This is a genomic window from Paenibacillus sp. P46E, assembly GCF_001909095.1.
Lineage (GTDB): Bacteria > Bacillota > Bacilli > Paenibacillales > Paenibacillaceae > Paenibacillus_AQ > Paenibacillus_AQ helianthi.
This window is the reverse complement of sequence record NZ_LVYZ01000082.1, coordinates 1-21,820: the sequence shown is the minus strand read 5'-3', so window position 1 is coordinate 21,820 and position 21,820 is coordinate 1. Positions and strand designations below refer to the sequence as shown.

Genomic DNA, 21,820 nt, shown 5'->3' with positions numbered 1-21,820 from the left:
GCTTGGCGCTTTTTTGCGTTAAATAACGGTTTAAAGTTTATATAAGTGTGAAACAAAACTAATATATTTAAATAAAAGTATTGACTATCTCATCTCCGGACAGCAAAATGTAAGGGTATACATAGGAGGTTGAAGGATGAAAAAAAGAACATTTACTACTTTATTATCACTGTCAATTTTGACGGCATGCAGTAACAGCAACCCTGAATTTAATAATGTTTCTGTACATGATCCCTCTGTAATCAAAGTGGATGATATGTATTATGTCTTTGGCTCCCATCTGGCTTCGGCCAAATCCAAAGATTTGATGAACTGGACGCAGGTGTCTTCTGGTGTTGCCGACGGCAATGTGCTTATTCCCAATGTTACGGAAGAATTAAGTGAAACGCTCAGCTGGGCACAAACGGATACGCTATGGGCACCTGATGTCATTCAGTTGTCTGACGGAAATTTCTATATGTACTATAATGCCTGCAGAGGGGATTCTCCACTGTCGGCAATGGGGATAGCCGTATCCCGCAAGATCGAAGGGCCCTATAAAAATAAGGGGATCATTCTCAAATCAGGTATGGCTGGCACAGGTGATGACGGTGAAATTTATGATGCAACGAAGAAACCTAACGTTGTCGACCCTGATGTGTTTTTTGACGAAAACGGTAAGCTTTGGATGGTATATGGTTCCTATTCCGGCGGGATCTTTATCTTGCAGCTGGATACTAAGTCGGGTATGCCGCTGCCTGATCAGGGTTATGGCAAAAAACTGCTTGGTGGCAACCACGCCCGGATTGAAGGACCTTACATGCTGTACAGTCCTGAAACCGATTATTATTATCTATTCCTTTCTTACGGTGGTCTGGACGCGAAGGGCGGATATAATATCCGCGTTGCCCGCTCCAAGAACCCGGACGGTCCATTTGAAGACTCGGAAGGCAAGGCTATGCTTGATGCGAAGGGTACAGCAGGTGTATTGTTCGATGATCCGGCTTACTCTCCCTATGGAGTGAAGCTGATGGGAAATTTCGAATTCACGAATGCAGGGCTGGATTCGGAGGCAAACCGGCCGGGCTATGTCTCTCCTGGTCACAATTCAGCATATTATGATGCCAAGAGCGGACAATATTTTCTCATTTTTCATACCCGCTTTCCTGGCCGGGGGGAGGAGCATGAGGTTCGTGTACACCAGATGTTTATGAATACCGACGGATGGCCGGTGGTAGCGCCGCACCGATTCAGCGGAGAGAAGATTGGTAAGTACACTGCCGAGGAGATCGGTGGCGGTTATGGATATATTAACCATGGCAAAGAAATCTCAGCGAAAGTTGCCGGCTCGAAACCGATTGAATTAACCGTTGACGGAAAGATTACCGGAGCGGTTGAAGGGACCTGGAAGCTGACGGGAGAACATAATGCTGAACTAATTATTGACAGTGTGACCTACAGGGGAGTTTTCCTCAAGGAGTGGGATGAAGCGGCTGGTAAAAGTGTAATGACGTTTTCTGTGGTCTCGTCTGCCGGCATCTCACTATGGGGAAGCCACGACATACCGGAAGCAGAGGGGAACTAACCGGTAATATAGCCGCTGCGATTGATATAGCTAGAGTTAAGAAGCGCCAGGTGCGGCATGACAAATAAACACCAGCATAAACCTTCAGCCCCTCCTGCGTGCAGGGGAGCTGGAGGTTTTTATGAATTTCAGTATTCGGCTATCGGATCAATCCGTATATTTCCGCAGTACAATTACAGCATTATGACCTCCGAAGCCAAAGGAATTGGAGATTCCGATGTGAAGGTCCGTTGGGCGGGCGGTGTTCGGCACATAATCCAGGTCACAGACTTCATCGGGCTCCTCCAGATTGATGGTGGGTGGGATAAGGCCTTCCTGTATACTCTTAATCAGAGCAATAGCCTCAAGGCCTCCAGCGCCGCCCAGGGCATGCCCTGTCATTGATTTATTTGCCGTCACCGGAATGCGGTAGGCCTGATCGCCGAACAGCTTTTTGATCGCCATTGTTTCTGAACGGTCTCCCACCAGAGTACTGGTGGCATGGGCGCTGATGACATCCACCTCCCCTGGCTCAATACCCGCCTCTTGGAGCGCCAGTTTCATCGCCTGATAGGCTCCAATGCCTTCCGGATGAGTGGCCACCATGTGATAGGCATCCGAACTGGCACCATAGCCGGTCACTTCGCCGTAAATGACGGCATTTCTCTGCAAAGCATGGGATAAGGACTCCAGGATGACAATCCCGCTCCCCTCTCCGATGACAAACCCGTCACGGTTCGCGTCAAAGGGACGGCTTGCTTTGAACGGTTCAACATTATGTGTGGACAACGCAGTTGCATTTCCGAAACTGGCTAGTGATATTTCGTTAATCGCGGCTTCGGCACCTCCTGCAATGACAACATCAGCACCGCCGTAACGGATCAGCCGGAAAGCTTCACCTATGGCTGTATTCCCGATGGAACAGGCTGTTACAGGCGACATAGCAGGTCCAAGTGCCCCCAGCTTAATACTGATCAAGGCTGCGGCCATATTGGAGATCAGCATCGGGATCAGCGTCGGACTGACTCTTTCCGGTCCGCGTGAACGCAGCACATCGGCTTGCTCCATTAAGGTCTGAATACCCCCGACACCTGAGCCTACATATACCCCAAATCGTTCGCGGTCTATCTTGTCCAGCTGAAGCCCGGAATCAGCCCAGGCGTCTTCGGCGGCAGCCAGGGCGAATTGACTGAACCGGTCCATCCTCCGCGCCTCCTTGCGGCCAAACCGGCCCTCAGGATCGAAATCGTGCACAGCACCGGCGATCTTTGTTTTGAAATGTGAAGTATCAAATGTGGTGATGGGAGATATCCCCGACTCACCTGCCGACAAGCGTCTCCAGAACTGCTCAACTGTATTTCCCAGCGGCGAGACCAACCCCATACCGGTAATCACTACGCGCTCCATAATTTATCCCCCTAAAAGTTTTGATAGCATAAGCTCCCAAGAATCACTTCGCAAAACTCGCATCGGAAGCATCACATTGTTTTGATAGCATAAGCTCCCATGAATCTACTCCGTAAAACTCGCATCGGAAGCATCACATTGTTTTGATAGCATAAGCTTCGATAGAGACACTGTGTTATATTTGCAGCCGAAGCATGTTACTGTTTTTGGAATACGTTTATTTTTCCACTTTATTTATCCTATTACAAGTTGTCGTTTATCATAGTATAATTAATACTATTCTAAACATCGTTCAGGAAGAGGCGAATAGATCATGTCTTCGCAGACAAGACTTCAGGCACTATCGGACTTTTTAAAAGCAAGAAGGGCAGCGATATCGCCTGCTTCCGCAGGGCTGCCTCAAGGTACACGCAGAAGGACCCCGGGTCTGCGGAGGGAAGAGGTTGCGCAGTTAGCCGGAGTCAGTAACACCTGGTACACCTGGCTGGAGCAAGGCCGGGATATCAAAGTATCGCCCTCTGTATTGGACTGTATTGCGGCCGCTTTGCAGCTGACCAAAGATGAGCGCAGCTATTTATTTGCCCTGGCACTGGAGAACGGGCCCGGAGCTTCCCTTTATCCGCAGGAGAACATCGCCGAGATCAGTCCTTCATTGCAGAAAATTCTACAGGAGCTGACCACCTGTCCGACCATTATATCCGACCGGCACTGCGGGATTGTGGGTTGGAATGAAGCGGCAGCGCATGTATTTCTCGACTTTACCAAGCTTAAGGCGGAGGAGCGGAATATGATCTCCCTGCTATTTGTCCGGAAGGAATTCAAGCGCCTTGCCGTGAACTGGCAGCAGTTCGTCAGCGGGTATTTATCCATATTCCGGGCTTATTACGGCCAATATGTGGAGGACCGCTGGTATGATGATTTCATTGCGGAGATGAAGCAGCAGTATCCGGAGTTCAATACCCTGTGGGAAGAGAGCCGCGTCAGCTCAGCTCCCGATGTTGTGCTTGAATTCCGTCATGCAAAAGCTGGGAAAATGCTATTTCATCTGACCTCGCTCCAAGTACACGGCAGCACCGATCTGCGCTGCAGTATCTATACGCCGGCAGGGGACTCCAATACAGAAGCTAAGCTCAAGCAGCTGATGGAACAGCATGTCCATGAATAATGATAAAAAATCTTTATGGATTCATAAAAAACTATAAATATGCAATGTAAGGTTTGACGTTTATACTCCTAATATGATGTGTAACTTATGGAATCGGAAAAGGAGCAAAGTATAATGGCAAAAGTGACCGGATTGGAAGGCATTGTGGCAGGAGAAACCGATATTGGACTGGTGGACGGGGAAAAGGGGTACTTAGTATACCGGGGATATTGGGCCAAGGAACTTGCAGTGACGCGCACCTACGAAGAGGTAGCCTATTTGCTGTGGAACGGGCACCTGCCATCTGCGGAAGAGCTGGAACGGCTTAAGAACGACATGGCTGCATCCCGTCAGTTGCCAGGGTATATCCGGCAGATCATTGAACTGATGCCTGCTTCCGTTCCGATGATGCTGGTGCTGCAGAGCACCATTGCTGCGCTTGGAGAGCAGGGGAATACCTCATGGCCCCCTGTACTACCGCAAGCGGTAAGGCTGGCATCCATTCTTCCGACCATTATTGCATATAGATACCGTACGCTGAACGGATTAACCCCACTGGAACCATTATCCGAGCTTGGGCATGCGGCCAATTACTTATACATGCTGACTGGTGAAAAGCCGACCGAGGCGCATGTGCAGGCACTCAGTGCTTACCTGATTCTATGTATGGAGCATGGCATGAACGCTTCAACCTTCGCTGCCCGCGTGGTACTGTCTACCGAGTCGGATATGAATGCTGCAGTCGCCGGGGCAATCGGGGCTATGAAAGGGCCGCTGCATGGCGGTGCTCCGTATGAAGTAATAGCCATGCTCGAGGATATTGGCACCCGGGAACGGGCGGAACCGTGGCTGCGGAAGGCTCTGGAGAGCGGAACTAAGATCATGGGATTCGGACACCGGATCTACAAAACCAAAGACCCGCGTGCAGAAGCACTTCAGATCGCCACACAAGAAATGATCGGCAAAGATCCTTCTTTTGACTTGGCACTTCATGTAGAAGCAACCGCCATACATTTACTTCAAGAATATAAGCCGGGCCGCAGACTATTCACCAATGTGGAGTTTTATGCTGCTGCTATTCTGAAGGCACTGGAGCTTTCACCGGACATTTTTACGCCAACCTTTACAGCAGGAAGAATTATCGGCTGGACCGCCCATATTATGGAGCAGGCTGCCAACAACCGGATTTTTCGTCCACAGTCCGTCTATACCGGACCTATGCCCCAGCACGAATTCTAAAAAAAGCTGCAGATTATTCCTGAGGTTAATCTCTTAGAACATAGCTAGTAAGTAGCAAAACCATCCCTGGCCGACAAGCGGCCGGGGATGGTTTGGGTAGAGGGATGGTCATGAGTGAGAGTATGAGGGGGATACTCTGGCGTTATTTTAGAAATCGGATGTTGCAATTTCAATAGTGCCAAAGACAGCGCCGGCAGCCGTGCTGAGAAGTGCGGCAACCAGAAGTGCTTTGACGGAAAGAGTAAGGCTGTTCAGTGCAGGGATGGTGTAAGTGACAACTGGAGCATTGACCCGGTAAATGACAAGATCCACAGGGAATGCGGAACCGTTGTTTACCGTTACAGCCGCGTTAATGCCACCTGCCAGATTCTCGTAATAGGATTTACCTACAGAGGGTGCCAGGTTGAAGAATTGTTGCGGTAACAAGATAGCCATGGTAACGACCTCCTTTTCATTTGATAGAATATTCTATTCGGTTACTCTATTATTGCTTTGACGAATGACATGGGAGATTAGCACAAAATAATAGCAAGCCTATAATTGGATAAATAGTCCATCCAGGATGGAACATAGCTGCCTGCACTGGTATAGAAGATTGCGGCTAACTAACGTTAGAGATTCAGCAGGTTGAAATATGTTACACTGGAAGTAATTCTGTTAATAGTAAGGAGAATTAAGATGATCAAGCTGGTATCCTGGAATGTGAATGGGTTAAGAGCCTGCGTTAGCAAAGGTTTCATGGATTACTTCAAAGAAACGGGTGCAGATATCTTTTGTGTGCAGGAGACCAAGCTTCAAGCCGGACAAATTCTTCTGGAGCTGGGAGAAGAGTATGAACAGTACTGGAATTACGCAGTGAAGAAGGGGTATTCGGGAACGGCGGTATTCACGAAAATCAAGCCGCTCTCTGTAAGATACGGCATGGAAGAAGATTCAGAGCCCGAGGGCCGGTTGATTACACTGGAATTCGCTGACTTTTACCTGGTGAATGTCTATACTCCTAATGCAAAACGGGATCTGACGAGACTGGATTACCGGATGGAATGGGAGGATCGCTTCCGCAGTTATCTTCAGGAGCTGGACAAGCGTAAGCCGGTGCTGGTGTGCGGAGACATGAATGTTGCCCATCAGGATATCGATTTGAAGAATGCCAAAGCCAACCGCGGAAATTCAGGCTTTACCGATGAAGAGCGGGGAAAGATGACGGTACTCTTGGAGTCGGGATTTATTGATACATTCAGAAACCTTCATCCCGATCAGGAAGGGGCCTACACCTGGTGGTCTTATATGCCGAAGATCAGAGAACGGAATGTAGGCTGGCGCATTGATTACTTTTTGGCGTCTTCACGTCTTGCACCGCAGCTGGAGCTGGCGGGAATGGAGTGCAATATAATGGGCAGCGATCATTGCCCAGTGTTTTTGCAGCTTGATGGTATACAGTCATCCTAATTTTAAATGGATAAAAAATAAGGCCGGACATCCCCAATTAGGATGTCCGGCCCTTTGCAATTCTGTAGTTAACAATGTCCTATGCCAGATAGCCAACGAATTCTGCTTCAAGATCCTCAGGGGACATGGAAAGATTAAATTGTTGATTAAGTACTATAGAAGTATCCTTAACCGACACTTCCATGGTAAGACAGAAAGGAGTTTCTACAAACAGCAGTGTCATCTTAAGCTTGCCCTCCGCAGTCCAGGTAAAGCTGGAAAAGATCAGGTTTTTGCTAGAGTCCAAGATTTGCGCGGAGCTTTCTATCCATTCTCCTCGCCCAAGCTTGATAAGCTGTTTCCCGTACATACCCTGTAATATTAATATCGCCTCTGTCGTGTTGAAAGAAACCGATACGGCTTCCAGTTGTTGTGGATTATCTTCTATTCTGAATACTTTGCCGGTCAAGAACTCCTCAAGGACTGAAGCTTCCTTCTGCCGCCCGGGCTGAAAGCTTAAACGGTCAAGAAGCAGAGCAAGCTCCGCATTTGCAGCAGAACCGGTTGGGGCAACGGATGATTTTGTACTCATCGCAGGCAGCAGAATATTCCATACCCCGTTCATAATACGCTGCATATCACTGCTTCCGCTTGTTATGGCAACCACAGCATCCTGCTCCGGCATTACGATGCAGAACTGGCCAAAAGCGCCGTCTCCACGAAATCCGCCATGCTGGCATTGCCAGAACTGATAGCCATAACCCTGCGACCAGTCGCTGGAGGCTGCTCCCGGACTACCATCATCGTTGCTGATTTGCTTGGAGGTTGCGGCGGAAATCCATTCCGGGGTCAGCAGTTGACGGTTATTCCACACTCCTTGCTGTAAATACAGCTGTCCAAATGCTGCAATATCCTCGGTAGTGATGCTTAACCCAAATCCGCCTAGATTGATCCCCCGGGGACAAGAGCCCCAAGTCGGATGTTGAATACCCAGCGGTACAAACAACCGGGGTTCCAGGTATTCCAGTAAAGTGAGACCGCTTACTTTTTGCAAAATGGCAGAGAGCATATACGAAGCTCCAGTATTGTAGAGGAAATGGGTACCAGGTGTCTTATCGACCGGAAGCCGGAGGAAGGCTTGGACCCAGTTGCCGTCTTCGCTGCTCATCATTGGTGGCATGGTATCCTCTGTATGGCCGGTGCCCATCATCAGCAGGTGGCTGATATTCATTTGTGCCAGATTGGGGCTAATGTCTGCCGGGGCATCATTAGGGAAGAAAGCCACAACCTTATCCTCTAGTGACAATAACCCTTCTGCCACCGCCAGGCCAATTGCTGTCGAGGTGAAGCTTTTACTGAGTGAGAACAAAGAGTGCTGCAGCTCTGGCTTGTAAGGCGACCACCAGCCCTCAGCGACTACAGCGCCATGGCGCAGAAGCATAAAGCTATGAAGCCCCAACTGCTGCTCTTCCATGGCTTTTAGAAAAGAAGAGATAGCTGCCGACGGGATTCCCTGTTCTTCCGGCAGGCTTCTTGGCAATTGACTTGTGATTTGCATATTTTCCATAATCATATCTCCCTTGATAGACGTGAATAAGAGCTATACCTACTATATTATACCAATCCTGGACAAGCAAAAAGGAGTCCTGCATGGGACCCCTACCTGTTCATATTATGGAGTCTCACAAGCCTTCCCGGTATCGGCGTGCTGCTGATCAGGCCAGGTGATCCTGTTGCAGGTCCGGCTCAGTTGTTCATATACCAGCACCGGGTTTCGCTTAAATATACGGATTACAAGATGAATAAAGAATATGAAATTCAGGATCATTACTCCGCCATACATAATTCCCATCCATGGACCGGATACACCGGAGAGCCAGGAGGGAGTAAGCAGATGGACATTCACCCCCATTATAATTCCGTACAGGAACAGATATCTTAAGATCAAGCCCCATAACCGGTTACGGTCGTCTTCGCTGCTTATGCGGATGCGGACAACCCATTTGCCAAAGGTCCGCCCACCGGTACAGTAAGGAAGCACTACAAAATAAACCCCTGTCGTGATCCAGTAAGCACCTGGAACCTGGAAGGAATGGAGCAGCAGGAACAGCATGATCCAGATAGGCGCGTCTAACATTGCGGCGATGCCCCTGCGGGTATAAGTGACTCTTTTGGCAGATAAATCTACCCGGGTATCAAGCTGTTCGATTCGTGGCAGCAGAGCGGATATCCAGAGCGCGATCCGGTATCCGGTGATTCCACCTAAAGTATTAGTAAGCAGGTCATCGACATCGAAGATCCGGTATGGATGATCAAAAAAACCGTAAATTCCCGTGATCTGAGTGATCTCAAAAAGCAGTGAAAGCGTAAAGGAGAGCAGAATGCAGACGACCCAGCGTGTGCGGAAATAATAACCCAGGAACATACCAAACGGTACCGTCAGAAATACATTGAATACAGCCTGAAGGAAATCCGGTTGCCGGAGGATCCGGAGGTAAGATAAAGGTTCATCTGCGCTTACGTTGGAATTGCGGACAATATCCTGGATGAACTGAAGCGGTATATGCTGAATCATATTTCCCGTAGGCATGGCATTATGCCTGGACGACGGCATCGGGAGCATAATCAGATAGAAAGCGTTCAGCAAATAGAGCAGCAACAAATAAAGGACAAGTGCCCTAATCTTGTTGATATAGCCGTACCGCCTGTATTGAACCATGAGGAAGGGGAGCGTGAACAGCAGCGCTGCCACAGGAAAAGACATGAATGCATAGGAGATTGGAGATAGATAGGATTGAAACATAAGCCACCTGCCGTAAATAGGATAGTGAAAATTCAGAGAATACCTCTATTGTTAGACGCCGCACCCTGCAGGCATCACTGCATTTCGGGGTGACACTTATTTATTTTGCCCATCCGGCATAGATATGTCAGGAGAGGAGCGTGAATCAATATGGAGAAGAAGGTGCAGCAATATTACAAACTGAAGGCCAAACAGAAAGAGCTGGAGAAGGAACTGGGCGAAATTCGGCAGGATATCCTGGCATTTTGTGCAGAACAGGGGGTTGTGGATTGTGAAATCGGGGGCTATAGAGTGAAGCTGGTCACGCAGAACCGTAAGGAATACGATGATGACAAGCTGTATCAGACGTTATCTGATCCTGAGGTGTGGAGGCTGCTCTCCAAAGCAGACCCGGCAAAAATCGCGAGTCTGGTCAAGTTGAATATCATCGGAGAAGAAAAGATTACCCATACTTATGCGGTTAAGACGGTTACCCTGTTGCAGGTCGATAAGAAATAGATCGGATCATAAATGAGTAGTGTTACAATCATATACTTTTTTCATATTTATCTCACAGAATTCCCGTATCCGATTGTTATTCTAAAGTCACTTCAGAGGAAGAGGTGGTTTAAGATGAATAACAAATGGACAAGAAAAGCAATTGCATTACTGGCAGTGATTAGTGTGGTAGGAGGCTCGACAAGTGCATTTGCGGCAGCAGCACCTGCCAAGGCAGCAGTTACGACAAAGGCAGCAGCACCGATTGTCAAAACAGTTACAACCGCAAAAGTAGCAACACCTGCTGTAAAACACACTGCACTGCCTAAAACGGCTGCAACACCAGCAAAGGCAGTAGCAGCAACCAAATCAACAACATCAACAACCGTAAAAGCACCGGCAAAAACAACAGTGAAAAAAGCATCAACTAAAAAAGCATCAACTAAAAAAGTATCAGCGAAAACTGCAGTGAAAAAAGCATCAGCTAAAAAAGTATCGGCTAAAACTGCTGTGAAAAAAACATCAACTGTAAAAGCACCAGCCAAAACTACAGTGGCAAAAACATCAACCGTAAAAGCACCGGCCAAAACTACAGTAGCAAAAACATCAACAGTAAAAGCACCGGCGAAGACCGCGGTAAAGGCACCGGCGAAAACAACCGTTAAGAAATCATCAGCCGCTACGACTCCGGTAGTTAAATCCAAAAAGAAATAAGGAATCGAATACATCCTACTGAGCTTGTAAGCCAGCTTCATATTCAATCTTCGACAAAGACGGGACCGTACGCAGGTTTCCCGTCTTTTGTCTATTGTGATACGCTGTATGTATATGAGATTAATATAGAAAGGCAGAGTGACTTGACGGTGAGCAAAATAGTAGTAGTAGACGATGACCTTTTCATCTTACAACTGCTCTCTGAGTATTTACGGAAGGAAGCTTATGAGGTAACTTCATTTGCCAGCGGGGCTAATCTGGTGGAATATGTGCGCTCGGATGAACCTGAATGTCTGATCCTGGATATTATGATGCCGGGAATTGACGGACTTTCTCTACTGACTGAAATCCGTTCGTTTACCGAGATCCCCATAATAATGATATCCGCACGGGGAGAAGAAAGTGACCGTATATACGGGCTGGAGCTGGGCTGCAGCGATTTTTTAAGCAAACCATTCAATCCTCGTGAACTGGTAGGCCGGGTTAAGGCTATGCTGCGTCTGTATAAATTAGGGAATGGTTCGTCTGTTGACCCTGCTGCTGCATCCAAAACGGAAAATGTATGCCTTGCCGGAAATCTGGAGATCTTTGCTGATTTTCGCAGGGTCTCTGTGAATAAAACGGAAATAAGCCTGACCTCGCGTGAATTTGAATTGCTTCTATTTCTGGCTTCGCATTTAGAGCGTCCGTTTGACCGGGAACAACTGATCCAGCATGTATGGAATTATGATTTCTTCGGAGATGTCCGGGTTGTGGATGATCTGGTCAAACGAATCCGTAAAAAGCTTGCTGAGCACGGCTCTTCACTACTGATTAATACGGTCTGGGGCTTCGGCTACAAAGCGACCGTGAACAAAATATAGATGCATACTATTAGAGGCAAGATGCTGTTGTCCTTTTTTTTGGCGCTTGTGGTTACAGTCGGAATTACAGTAGCTCTGTTCGTCCGCCTGATTGATGATATTCTGGTGAATCAGGTCAAGGCTCAGCTGCATGGCCAGGCAGAAAAAGCGGAGAAAATATTGCGTAATGGCGATATCTCCGGACTAAACAACACAGAATTCAAATATGTAGTAAAGGGTCTGATGCTGGATGCGGACTATCTTATTCTCGATCCAAATAATAAAATCATCGATGCTAATGACGACAGGGAAGTAGGAAACACCCTGAATTATGCACTTTCCGGGCGGAAGGGTATAGCGGTATTGCACGGCAGAAAGATTCTCTTCACCAAAGAACGTTTGGCCGGCCGGCCTTATTCTATCTTCATCTATGCTCCACTCTCCTCCCTTAGAGCGCTCTACGGTTCCTTGATGCGGACAACACTTCTGGCGATTGGATTCAGTCTCTTAGTGATCCTGGTCATAGGTCTATTGACCGTTTCGAGGGTAGTGCGTCCATTGAATCAGCTGAAGGAAGCAGTAGGCCGCTATGAGCCTTACCGTTCGCAGGATGAAGCCTTTCCGGTAGGAGATACCACTGAAATCGGCGAATTGATTACTACGTTTCAGTCGATGTCTGACCGCATACAACAGCATCAGCGTAATCAGGTTGAGTTCCTGCAGAACGTTTCCCATGAGCTCAGAACACCGCTCATGTCCATACACGGGTTTGTCTTCGCCATCCAGGATCAGGTGGTTACACAAGAGACGGGACTTGAAGTTATTTTAACGCAGTCTGTGCGTTTGATGGATATGGTGGACAAGCTGCTCCAGCTTTCCCGGTTGGAGGCGGTCGATGAACATTGGCCTGCATCAGCTATTGATCTTCGTACAATGGCAGATGAAGCGGCGCTCTTACTCATGCCGGCAGCGAGTGAACGGGCAATTAAGCTCCATGTGGAAGGAGTGGGCCTTCAAGTTGTTGTCGCTGGAGAGCAGCTGTTCCAGGTTCTGGTGAATCTGCTGCAGAATGCTGTAAGACATACTTCGAGCGAAATTTGTGTGCGTATTGATGCGGAATATCCCGGTGCTGTCTGGGCGATACATATTGACGATGACGGCAATGGATTAAGTGAAACAGAGCGGGATGCTGTTTTTCAGCGGTTTTATACCGGATCTAACGGGGTTACCGGACTCGGGTTGGCGATTTGCCGACAGATTGCCACGAATTTAGACGGAGAGTTAGTGTACTCCACATCCCCGCTTGGTGGAGCACGGTTCAGTTTTATTAAACATCTCGGGCGGTTAACCGGAACGGGTGCATAAATGGAATTCGGATTGGACTCGCAACCTCTTGTATTTTACGTTAAAATTGATAGTGAATACGAACCTCCGGCTGCTCCGAGCAGCGGAGATGTTTCGCATAAGGCACAGTAATTTAAGATACGGAGGAAATGAAGCGATGAAGGATTTTGATCGGATGCTGGAGAAATATGCGGACCTGGTGGTTAAGGTCGGAGTGAATATTCAGCCTGGACAAGTGCTGATGATTCATTCGCCGCTGGAAACGGCAGAGCTCACCCGCCTGATTGTAGGCAAGGCGTATGAGGCAGGAGCCAAATATGTGCTTGTGGACTGGGATGACGAGAAGGTAACTCGGATTCGCTACGAGAAGGCCGCAGAGGATTCTTTTGGATATTATCCGCAGTGGCATGCTGATATGCTGGAGGGGTTTGCGGAAGAGGGCGGAGCTATTTTACATATTAAGGTGCCTGATCCGGAATTGTTCCGCGGCATCGATTCCTCCAAAGTATCCATTGCAGTAAAGGCCGCGGCCATAGCGCGCAAGAAATATCAGAACTATACCCGCAATAGCCGAATCAGCTGGTCACTGATCAAAGCGCCAACGAAGGCTTGGGCGGACAAGGTGTTCTCGGATTTGCCGGAAGAACAGCGAGTGGAAGCGATGTGGGAGGCTGTATTCCAGATGAACCGTGTGGGGAGCGAGGATCCGGTAGCCGCTTGGCGCGGGCACATTGCCAACCTCAAGGTATCCCAGGAACGAATGAATGCCAAACGTTACAAAAGCCTGCATTACCGTGCTCCGGGAACGGATCTGCATGTAGAGCTTCCTGAGGGGCATCTCTGGCGCGGCGGTGGCGGTGAGAATGCGGGAGGAGTCTATTTTGTAGCAAATATGCCGACCGAAGAAATATATACCATGCCGCACCGCAAGGGAGTCAACGGCACAGTCTGCAGCACACTTCCGTTAAATCTGAACGGACGGCTTGTGGATGGGATTAAGATTACCTTTACGGACGGAAAAGTTACGGCTTATGATGCAGAATCCGGGCGGGAGCATCTGACCTCTTTGTTAGAAACGGATGAAGGAGCCTCCTATCTGGGGGAAGTGGCACTGGTGCCGCATGATTCCCCTATTTCACGTCTGAATCGAGTATTCTATAACACCGGAATCGATGAGAATGCCTCCTGCCACTTTGCACTCGGCAGTGCATATCCGGTAAATATCGAAGGCGGAACCTCACTGAACAGCGAGGAACTGCTGGAACGGGGAGCCAATGTCAGTTTGACGCATGTTGACTTCATGGTCGGCTCCGCAGAGCTCGATATCGATGGCGAATTGGCCGATGGAACCATTGAACCTGTCTTCCGTAAAGGGAACTGGGTACTATAAAAGGGAAGTGGGACATTTCAATTGTGCAAATATAAGGATTTATATGTTTCATGCCATCAATCATCCTTATATTTCTCGCTGAAACGGTACCGTCCTTTAAAAAAGGACGGCAAAGCCGTTTATACTTGCCGGAGTCGAGGCTGCAAACTCACCTGAAGGTGGGCTTTGCAGCCTTTTTTTGGGGGGCGCCTCGTGGCATTCCCCGGCTGGTCTCGGTACGAACATCCAGGACAGATTGAACCATCCAGTTGCACATGTATCATGGAATGATGTGGAGGCCTATTGCAGATGGGCGGGCAAACGGCTGCCAACAGAGGCGGAATGGGAGCTCGCTGCACGGGGTGCTCTTTCCAGCAAGAGATACCCTTGGGGAGATCAACTTAAGCAGGGGAGCAGAAATCTCTGCAACATTTGGCACGGAGAGTTCCCGAAAGTCCACACGGCACCTGATGGTTACTTCGGCACTTGTCCCGTGGATGCTTATCCTCCCAACGGGTATGGATTGTACAATATGACCGGCAACGTATGGGAATGGTGCTCTGACTGGTTCAGTTCAAGCTATCATCAAATCAGTTCATCCATTAACCCGCAGGGGCCAGCAGTTGGCAAGGCTCGAACGATGAAAGGCGGCTCTTACCTCTGCCACCATTCCTACTACAACCGTTACCGTGTTGCGGCGCGCAGTTCGAACACGCCGGACAGTTCTACAGGTAGTATCGGATTTCGCTGTGCCGTTGATGCTGAATGAGCATTGAACAGGAAATAGTGGTGAAGATTGGTCCCTGAACGAGTAAGGTGTGATTCAGTCTACCTGTTCAGTAAACCCTGATGAGACCTTCTCCCATTCCTCTCTGGAAAATAAAATAATTTGTGATAAAGTGGAGATGTAACAACTCTGGAGGGGGATTTTGGAAAATGAGAGGGTATAAGTTGGGAATTGCAGTAGCTGTGATTGCAGTGGCGCTCCTAGGGAATTTCAGCAAGGCGGAGGCGGCGGGAGCTACGCTGGTTGATTTCGAAGACGGCAATCGTCTGATGAGTGACGGCACAGTCTGGACGCAAGATATGAATGTTGAGGAAACCTTGTTGACAGACTATAACATTGTAGATCTGGATGGGGAGTACGGCTTGACCAAGGATGGACAGCTGGTGAGATTCTCGTTATTTGATGCGAAAGTGGTGAAGGGGACATCAGGTATTGTTCAGATCTCCGGAACCTATTATCTGAAACAGGACGGCACCGTGTGGGATATGGATGGCAAGCAGTTGAAGGAATATTCTGATATCGCCATGATCAATGCCAACCGGCATACGAATATACTGGTAACCTTATCCCGTTCTGGAGAGCTGCGGTGCGCATATGGCTTCCAAGGCCCGATTGACCAGCTGGGCTCCGCTTCAGAGGTTTCGGCGGTTCTGTCCGGCGACCTTAATGAGGCGGCTGTAGTGTTGAAGTCCGGCAAGGTGCTGGTCTATTCCAAATACCAGGCAGACAAGGCCAATCCGGCCAAATATGTGCCTACAATGTTGACGGAGCAGGCGGCGGGCGCGCTGTACAATGACAGTGGAAATCTCTTTGTCCTCCTTCAAGACGGGACAATCGTAGTGAAGAGATCACAAGCGCCCGGCACCTATGAATTGGAGCAGACTGAGTCTCAGCCGGGACATGTCACTGCCTTGGTTACCGAGTGGCGCGGCTCGTTGATCATCAAGCTCCAGGACGGCACACTCCGGAGCTATAGTCCCCAGTCCGGTGAATTGCAGGAGATTTCCGTTCCGGTTATTGAAGATTTGAATCTGCGGATTGAGTCTAAAGAACTGAAGGTTGGCAGCAAAGTATCAGTACAGATTGACGAAATCTGGAGCAATGACACGACGAAGCGCATCCCGCTGTCCGAAGCTGAGCTTGAGATCGAGAAGCCTTATCTGCTGCAAAAGATGCCGGACGGTACGGTAAAAGCCCTTGCGGTGGGCCAGACCAAACTGACAGCCCGCTCCGGTTCGTTCTCCAAAACGATCAGCGTCTCCATCAGCGATACATCGCTGATGGACCAGGGAGCTTACATAGGGGGTACGATGTACCTTCCGGTACAGCCTGTGTTCCATAAGCTGGGTGCCTCCATTCAAACGGATATGGCCGCCAAAACCTTCTCCATCCGGCTTGGCGAACTGCCGATTCAGCTACAGCTGGGCAGTGATACAGCGATCATAAATGGCGAAAAGGTTAAAATGAGCGATAAAGTGCAAACCGTGAACGGAACCGCAATATTTCCGGCATCCCTACTCAAAACCGCACTTGGAGCCGGTCTGGCCTGGGATGGCACTTACCAGAAGATGACGGTTAGTTTCGGGAGCGCGAAACTGACGGTGCAGACCAAACAGACGGCCCAGATCGTCAAAACGAAATCACAAGGTTACCTCACCAAGCTCATTGGGAAAAGCTACTGGGTTAACTTTTTTGATGAGAATTACCGCTTTCAGAAGGTGACGATTGTGGATATTATTCCGAACAATAACGGCTACTTTGCAGCAGCCTTTAAGTTTCCTTCGGGTAAGGTTCTGAACACCCGTAAGATGAGTGGTGATGAATTAATATCTACCCTTGCGGACAGACAAGAGTTCTTCACAGCCGATCCTTACAAGACCTATAAATGGCCGGATGCCATCTGGGCGAAGATCAAGGATGGACGGGTTACAACCGGTATGACCAAGCAACAGGTGGAATTAAGCTGGGGCTCGCCCATCGATGCCTCGGCTATGGAAGGCAGCGGTGTTCGGGTAGAGACCTGGTCGTATGGTAATTTTAATTATGTAACCTTTACGAACGGCGTTGTTACGATGATCTATACCAACTAAGCGGATATAAGCAAGGCTGCAGCTTTACTCAAAGGACACTCTGGATCAGCAGAGTGTCCTTTTTTGCAACATTTTTGGATAACCTACTTGAAATCGCTAACAACAAGTCATATAATAGGGCTATCGAAACGATTCGATTCACGAAATCGATAAACGGGCAACAAACGGAGGGGAAGATCTCCTTTTCGAGGGAAAATGTAGAAAAAGTAGTTTCGGATCTCAAATAATGGGTAAATATGGGCTATGAGGTCTGGAATTCGTACTATGTTTCACAGAAAAACTCGAAATTTTTTTCGAAAATAATCGAAACGTTTCGATGAATGGGCTTTATTCATAGTTTTCGAAGTTTGGCTAACACTAAAATAGGGGTGAAAGAAATGAAGAAAAAGACAGGTTTAGTAGCTACAGCAGTATTGATGAGTTTCTCTTTGGTTGCTGCAGGTTGTGGGAATTCCAATAATTCTGCATCCGGTGATAGCAAAACATTAAAGGTGTGGTTCATGGGTACTGCGGATACCGTAACACCGATTGCCAAAATGTATGAAGAAAAAAATCCCGGTATTAAAGTAGAAGTTCAAGCGATTCCTTGGGATAATGCACATGACAAATTACTGACAGCCGTAGCTTCCAAAAACGGTCCGGACGTAGTCCAAATGGGTACAACCTGGATTCCTGAATTTGCAGCTGCCGGTGCGCTGAAGGATATGGCACCTTATATCGAAAAATACCCAAGCATGAAAGCGGAAAACTTTTTCGATGGTGCCGTTCAAACGACGAAATATGATGACAAGACGGTAGCGATTCCTTTCTACGTTGAAACTCGTGCCATGTTCTACCGCACAGATCTGCTAAGTTCCGTAGGCTATCCGGAAGGTCCTAAGACTTGGGATGAACTGAAGGATGCGAGCAAGAAGCTGGTAGCCAAAGGCGGAGCCGGACATTACGCGTTGCCTATCGAGGCAAAGGATTCCATCTACACTGCAATCTTCGCCTGGCAGAACGGAAGTGAGCTGATTGACAGCAACCGTAAGCCACAGTTCAACCAACCTCCTTATGTGGAAACCATTAATTTTCTAAAGAGCTTCTATGATGAAGGCTTGTCCCCTAAGGGTACAGATCTGGATACGGTAGCTGCATTTAAAGATGGCACTATGGGGATGTTCATCAGCGGCCCGTGGATGATTCAGACAGTTAAGGAAAAAGCACCTGAAATTGACGGAAAATGGGCTGTGACCACGCTGCCGGCCAAGAAAACTAACACCTCCTCTATTGGCGGTGCGGACCTGTCGATCTTCAATTACAGTAAAAACCCTGATGAAGCCGCTAAATTTATCGCTTTCATGGCTGAGCAGGATGCACAGCTGAAATTTTATGAAACTTCCAACTCTATGCCTGCACTCAAGGCTGCTTGGACTAACGATGCGCTGAAAGACCCGATGATCCAAGCCTTCGGTGAACAGCTTAAGAATGCACGTCCTGCTCCAATGGTAAAAGAATATGAAGAGATTGCTAAGGCTGCTATGGCTTCGTTCGAACAGATTACGGTGGGCGGTGCAGATACGCAAACCGAACTCGACAAGTTGAACGCTAAGGCAAATGAACTTCTCGGCAACAAGTAAGTAAGTATTATACTTGCCCGACATACTGCCGGTATCTCCCGATAAGAGGTCCCGGCAGTATGTACGTTCGTTCTTAATTAGGAAGAAAGTGCAAGAAAGCGAAGGGATGTGAGCAATTGTGAGTTCATTTGTGAAGCAATGGAATAAAAATAAATACCCTTATATGTTTATCGCGCCTGCCGTAATCCTGCTGACCTTATTTTCCATTATTCCGATTATTATTGCGCTGGTCATCAGCTTTACCAATATGGATTTGGTTGGACTTGCAGATTATTCGAATATCAGCAGTGCGGGTTTCGACAATTACATTAATATTTTTAAAGACCCGATCTTCCTGAAATCGATGTATAACACACTGATCTATGTAGTTATCGGTGTACCGCTTGTAGTGCTCGCGTCCATGGGAGTGGCTCTGCTGCTTAATTACGGAACAAGCTGGCTGTTCAAAAGCTTCCGTGTCATCTATTACATGCCGTCCATTACCAACATTGTAGCCGTCGCGGTGGTTTGGGGATATCTGTATAACGGCAGTTATGGTCTGTTCAACTACATTCTGTCCATCTTCGGCCTTCCGGCACAGCAATGGCTTCAGGACCCGACTCTTGCGAAACTGTCTCTGATCTTGCTGGCGTTCTGGAAATCCATCGGGCTTAATATGATTATTTTCCTGGCGGCCCTGCAGGGCATTCCCCGTTCCTATTATGAAGCGGCTGAAATTGACGGAGCAACAGGCTGGAAGAAGCTGCGCTTCATTACAGTTCCTCTGCTGGGATTCGCTACTTTCTTTGTGACCATTACGACTTTGATTGGCTGGATTCAATTCTTCGAAGAACCGCTGGTTATGACCAAAGGCGGACCATTGAATGCAACGATGTCGATGGCACTCTTCATTTACAACAACGGCTTCCAGCTTAGTAAGTTTGGCTATGCGGCTGCTGGCTCGTTTGTGCTGTTCATTATTATCATTGTGGTGACGCTCATTCAATTCGCGGTCAAAAAGAAAGAAGTGGAATATTAAGTTTCAGCTTCTGTGCTGCAGCTTAAAGAGGAGGATACTTTCATGGCATTGAAAATGAAACATATGGAAAAAGGCTTGATGATCGCACTGCTCATTATCGGAGGACTGCTGATGATGGTGCCGTTCATCTGGATGATCGGCTCTTCCTTTAAACCTGAGAATGAATTTACTGTGATTCCGCCAACACTCATTCCGAACCACCCGACGTTCTCTAACTACCGGGATTTGTTCGTGAAGATGGACTTTTTAATTTATTTGAAAAATACACTGATCATCGTGCTGTGCTCTTTTGTAGGACTGTTTCTAAACGCGATGGCAGGTTATGCTTTTGCTAAATTTGATTTTCCGGGTAAAAACAAGTTTTTCTATATTATTTTGGCAACGATGATGATCCCCTCACAGGTGACGATGATTCCAACCTATCTGATTATTAACCAGATGCATTTGGTCAATACGATGGCGGGTATTGTGTTGCCTGGTTTGGTCGGTGCTTTTGCGATCTTCCTGTTCCGCCAGTTCATGACGACGATTCCGATGGATTTACTAGAGGCAGCAAGACTGGACGGGGCCGGGGAACTGCGGATCTTTTTCCAGCTGATGGTTCCGATCGTGAAGCCGGTTTTTGCGGTACAAGGTATCCTGACCTTTATTGGAGCCTGGAACAGCTTCCTCTGGCCGCTGATTATTGCCAATGATGAGAGACTGTATACCTTATCGGTAGGTCTGTCATTGCTGAAAGGCCAATATGGTACTGAATTCGGACTGCAAATGGCAGGGGCTGCCTTCATGGTTGTGCCGATTATCATTATATTTATCTTCTTCCAGAAGCATATCATAGAAGGATATACCATCTCCGGCATAAAATAATATAGAGAAGCATATTGCATGTCTCGGGAAGGATGATTGAACAAACATGGCAACAATCAAAGATGTGGCAAAGCTGGCAGGGGTAGCCTTATCGACAGCATCCTATGCCATGAGCGGTGACAGCAAGGTGAGCGCCAAAACCAGGGAAAAGGTGCTTGAAGCCGCAAGACAGCTGAATTATCAGAAAAATGGCTTTGCCATGGATTTGAAAAGAAGCCGCACGAATACTATTGCTCTAATCTTGACGGATTTGTCCGGTCCCTATTATTCGGAGCTGATCCGGAGCATTCAGGATGTGGCCTTGTCCAATTCCTATGATCTAATCGCATGCAGCTCTATGGGCGGGAAGGATTCCACAGCAGTAAGATTTCTTTTGGAAAAAAGAGTGGATGGAGCCATTGTGCTGGCACATAACATTACCGATGAAATTTTGCAGGCTGCCGGAAGCGAAAGGTTTCCCATCATTGTTATGGACCGCCTGATTACCGGTAGTGGTCTCATTAATGTTGTGGTTGACGGAGAGCAGGGAGGCTACTCGGCTACCCGTTATTTGATCGACAAAGGCCATGAGCATATTGCATACATCAGCGGCCCGGCTAATTCTTATGACAATGCGCTGCGTTACCAAGGGTTTCAGCGGGCCATGCGGGAAGCAGGTTTGGAGGAAAAGGCCAAATGGAAGCTAAACGGGGGATTCATCCGTGAAGGCGGATATAAGTCTACCAAAATGATGCTGATGCAAGGAGAACTGCCTACCGCTGTCTTTTATGCGAACGATGAAATGGCTGTCGGAGGAATGAAGGCTCTGGAAGAAGGGGGTATCAAGGTTCCTGATGATATTTCAGTGATCGGCTTTGATGATATCCAGCTGGCCGAGTACATTCAGCCCCCGATGACCACGATCCGGCAGCCCATGTACGAATCCGGATCACTGGCGGGACATCTGCTGTTCCAGATGCTGAATGGTGACACCGTCAATGATTTCTATAAACTCAAGATTGAGCTGGTTGAACGTAAATCGGTCAAACCCCGGAGCTAACTGCCCTGGGGAATGAAAGCGTAGTATATTCGAAATTAAGTGAAACGTTTATGAAATAACGGAAATTAGTTTGTTATAAAACCTTATTAG

General features: G+C 48.0%; 18 protein-coding genes and 1 pseudogene. 14 read left to right on the top strand and 5 right to left on the bottom strand.

Going from position 1 to position 21,820, the window contains the following annotated elements; all coding sequences use genetic code 11:
* Positions 1–136: 136 nt before the first annotated feature.
* Complete coding sequence (abnB, locus tag A3849_RS28720; protein WP_074114488.1) at positions 137–1,564, top strand: arabinan endo-1,5-alpha-L-arabinosidase AbnB; 1,428 nt, start codon at positions 137–139, stop codon at positions 1,562–1,564.
* 147 nt (positions 1,565–1,711) lie between these two features.
* Here abnB and fabF read toward each other — a convergent pair whose 3' ends face one another.
* Entirely contained in the window at positions 1,712–2,950 is a 1,239-nt protein-coding gene (gene fabF, locus A3849_RS28715) for a beta-ketoacyl-ACP synthase II (RefSeq protein ID WP_074114487.1), read from the bottom strand.
* Between the two features lie 313 nt (positions 2,951–3,263).
* Here fabF and A3849_RS28710 point away from each other — a divergent pair, with 313 nt between their 5' ends.
* Complete coding sequence (locus A3849_RS28710) at positions 3,264–4,115, top strand: helix-turn-helix transcriptional regulator (RefSeq protein ID WP_074114486.1); 852 nt, start codon at positions 3,264–3,266, stop codon at positions 4,113–4,115.
* 114 nt (positions 4,116–4,229) lie between these two features.
* Positions 4,230–5,333: a citrate synthase/methylcitrate synthase gene (locus A3849_RS28705; RefSeq protein WP_074114485.1), complete on the top strand. Its 1,104-nt coding sequence runs from the start codon at positions 4,230–4,232 to the stop codon at positions 5,331–5,333.
* A gap of 147 nt (positions 5,334–5,480) precedes the next feature.
* Here A3849_RS28705 and A3849_RS28700 read toward each other — a convergent pair whose 3' ends face one another.
* The gene (locus A3849_RS28700; protein ID WP_074114484.1) at positions 5,481–5,768 is read right to left on the bottom strand and encodes a hypothetical protein; all 288 of its coding nucleotides are present in this window, start codon (positions 5,766–5,768) and stop codon (positions 5,481–5,483) included.
* Positions 5,769–6,014: 246 nt separating this feature from the next.
* On the opposite strand from A3849_RS28700, the gene A3849_RS28695 reads away from it, so the two are divergent.
* Positions 6,015–6,782 carry an exodeoxyribonuclease III gene (locus tag A3849_RS28695; RefSeq protein ID WP_074114492.1) on the top strand — a complete coding sequence of 256 codons (768 nt, stop codon included), beginning with the start codon at positions 6,015–6,017 and terminating at the stop codon, positions 6,780–6,782.
* 79 nt (positions 6,783–6,861) lie between these two features.
* Here the strand turns inward: A3849_RS28695 and A3849_RS28690 are convergent, their stop codons facing one another.
* Both A3849_RS28690 and A3849_RS28685 read right to left on the bottom strand, forming a co-directional pair.
* Positions 6,862–8,328 carry a serine hydrolase domain-containing protein gene (locus A3849_RS28690; protein WP_178382836.1) on the bottom strand — a complete coding sequence of 489 codons (1,467 nt, stop codon included), beginning with the start codon at positions 8,326–8,328 and terminating at the stop codon, positions 6,862–6,864.
* 105 nt (positions 8,329–8,433) lie between these two features.
* Positions 8,434–9,564 (bottom strand): VanZ family protein, encoded by a 1,131-nt coding sequence (locus tag A3849_RS28685; RefSeq protein WP_074114483.1) that lies wholly within the window; start codon positions 9,562–9,564, stop codon positions 8,434–8,436.
* Between the two features lie 150 nt (positions 9,565–9,714).
* On the opposite strand from A3849_RS28685, the gene A3849_RS28680 reads away from it, so the two are divergent.
* Positions 9,715–10,062 (top strand): hypothetical protein, encoded by a 348-nt coding sequence (locus A3849_RS28680; protein WP_178382835.1) that lies wholly within the window; start codon positions 9,715–9,717, stop codon positions 10,060–10,062.
* 92 nt (positions 10,063–10,154) lie between these two features.
* Here A3849_RS28680 and A3849_RS33205 read toward each other — a convergent pair whose 3' ends face one another.
* Positions 10,155–10,796 (bottom strand): hypothetical protein, encoded by a 642-nt coding sequence (locus A3849_RS33205; protein WP_218619274.1) that lies wholly within the window; start codon positions 10,794–10,796, stop codon positions 10,155–10,157.
* A 108-nt stretch (positions 10,797–10,904) separates the two neighbouring features.
* On the opposite strand from A3849_RS33205, the gene A3849_RS28670 reads away from it, so the two are divergent.
* The 9 genes and pseudogenes from A3849_RS28670 (at position 10,905) to A3849_RS28630 (ending at position 21,730) form a co-directional block, all read left to right on the top strand.
* Positions 10,905–11,618 (top strand): response regulator transcription factor, encoded by a 714-nt coding sequence (locus A3849_RS28670; RefSeq protein WP_074114490.1) that lies wholly within the window; start codon positions 10,905–10,907, stop codon positions 11,616–11,618.
* Positions 11,619–12,962 (top strand): sensor histidine kinase, encoded by a 1,344-nt coding sequence (locus A3849_RS28665; RefSeq protein ID WP_074114480.1) that lies wholly within the window; start codon positions 11,619–11,621, stop codon positions 12,960–12,962.
* Between the two features lie 136 nt (positions 12,963–13,098).
* On the top strand, positions 13,099–14,331 hold the full coding sequence (locus A3849_RS28660; protein ID WP_074114479.1) for an aminopeptidase: 1,233 nt from the start codon (positions 13,099–13,101) through the stop codon (positions 14,329–14,331).
* 172 nt (positions 14,332–14,503) lie between these two features.
* Positions 14,504–15,079: pseudogene (locus A3849_RS28655) on the top strand (SUMF1/EgtB/PvdO family nonheme iron enzyme); the annotation flags it as partial.
* A gap of 167 nt (positions 15,080–15,246) precedes the next feature.
* Entirely contained in the window at positions 15,247–17,187 is a 1,941-nt protein-coding gene (locus A3849_RS28650) for a stalk domain-containing protein (protein WP_074114477.1), read from the top strand.
* A 377-nt stretch (positions 17,188–17,564) separates the two neighbouring features.
* Complete coding sequence (locus A3849_RS28645; protein WP_074114476.1) at positions 17,565–18,806, top strand: sugar ABC transporter substrate-binding protein; 1,242 nt, start codon at positions 17,565–17,567, stop codon at positions 18,804–18,806.
* Positions 18,807–18,969: 163 nt separating this feature from the next.
* Complete coding sequence (locus tag A3849_RS28640; protein ID WP_178382837.1) at positions 18,970–19,824, top strand: carbohydrate ABC transporter permease; 855 nt, start codon at positions 18,970–18,972, stop codon at positions 19,822–19,824.
* A 42-nt stretch (positions 19,825–19,866) separates the two neighbouring features.
* Complete coding sequence (locus A3849_RS28635) at positions 19,867–20,691, top strand: carbohydrate ABC transporter permease (protein ID WP_074083620.1); 825 nt, start codon at positions 19,867–19,869, stop codon at positions 20,689–20,691.
* Positions 20,692–20,737: 46 nt separating this feature from the next.
* Positions 20,738–21,730 carry a LacI family DNA-binding transcriptional regulator gene (locus A3849_RS28630; protein WP_074114475.1) on the top strand — a complete coding sequence of 331 codons (993 nt, stop codon included), beginning with the start codon at positions 20,738–20,740 and terminating at the stop codon, positions 21,728–21,730.
* The last annotated feature ends 90 nt before the right edge of the window (positions 21,731–21,820 follow it).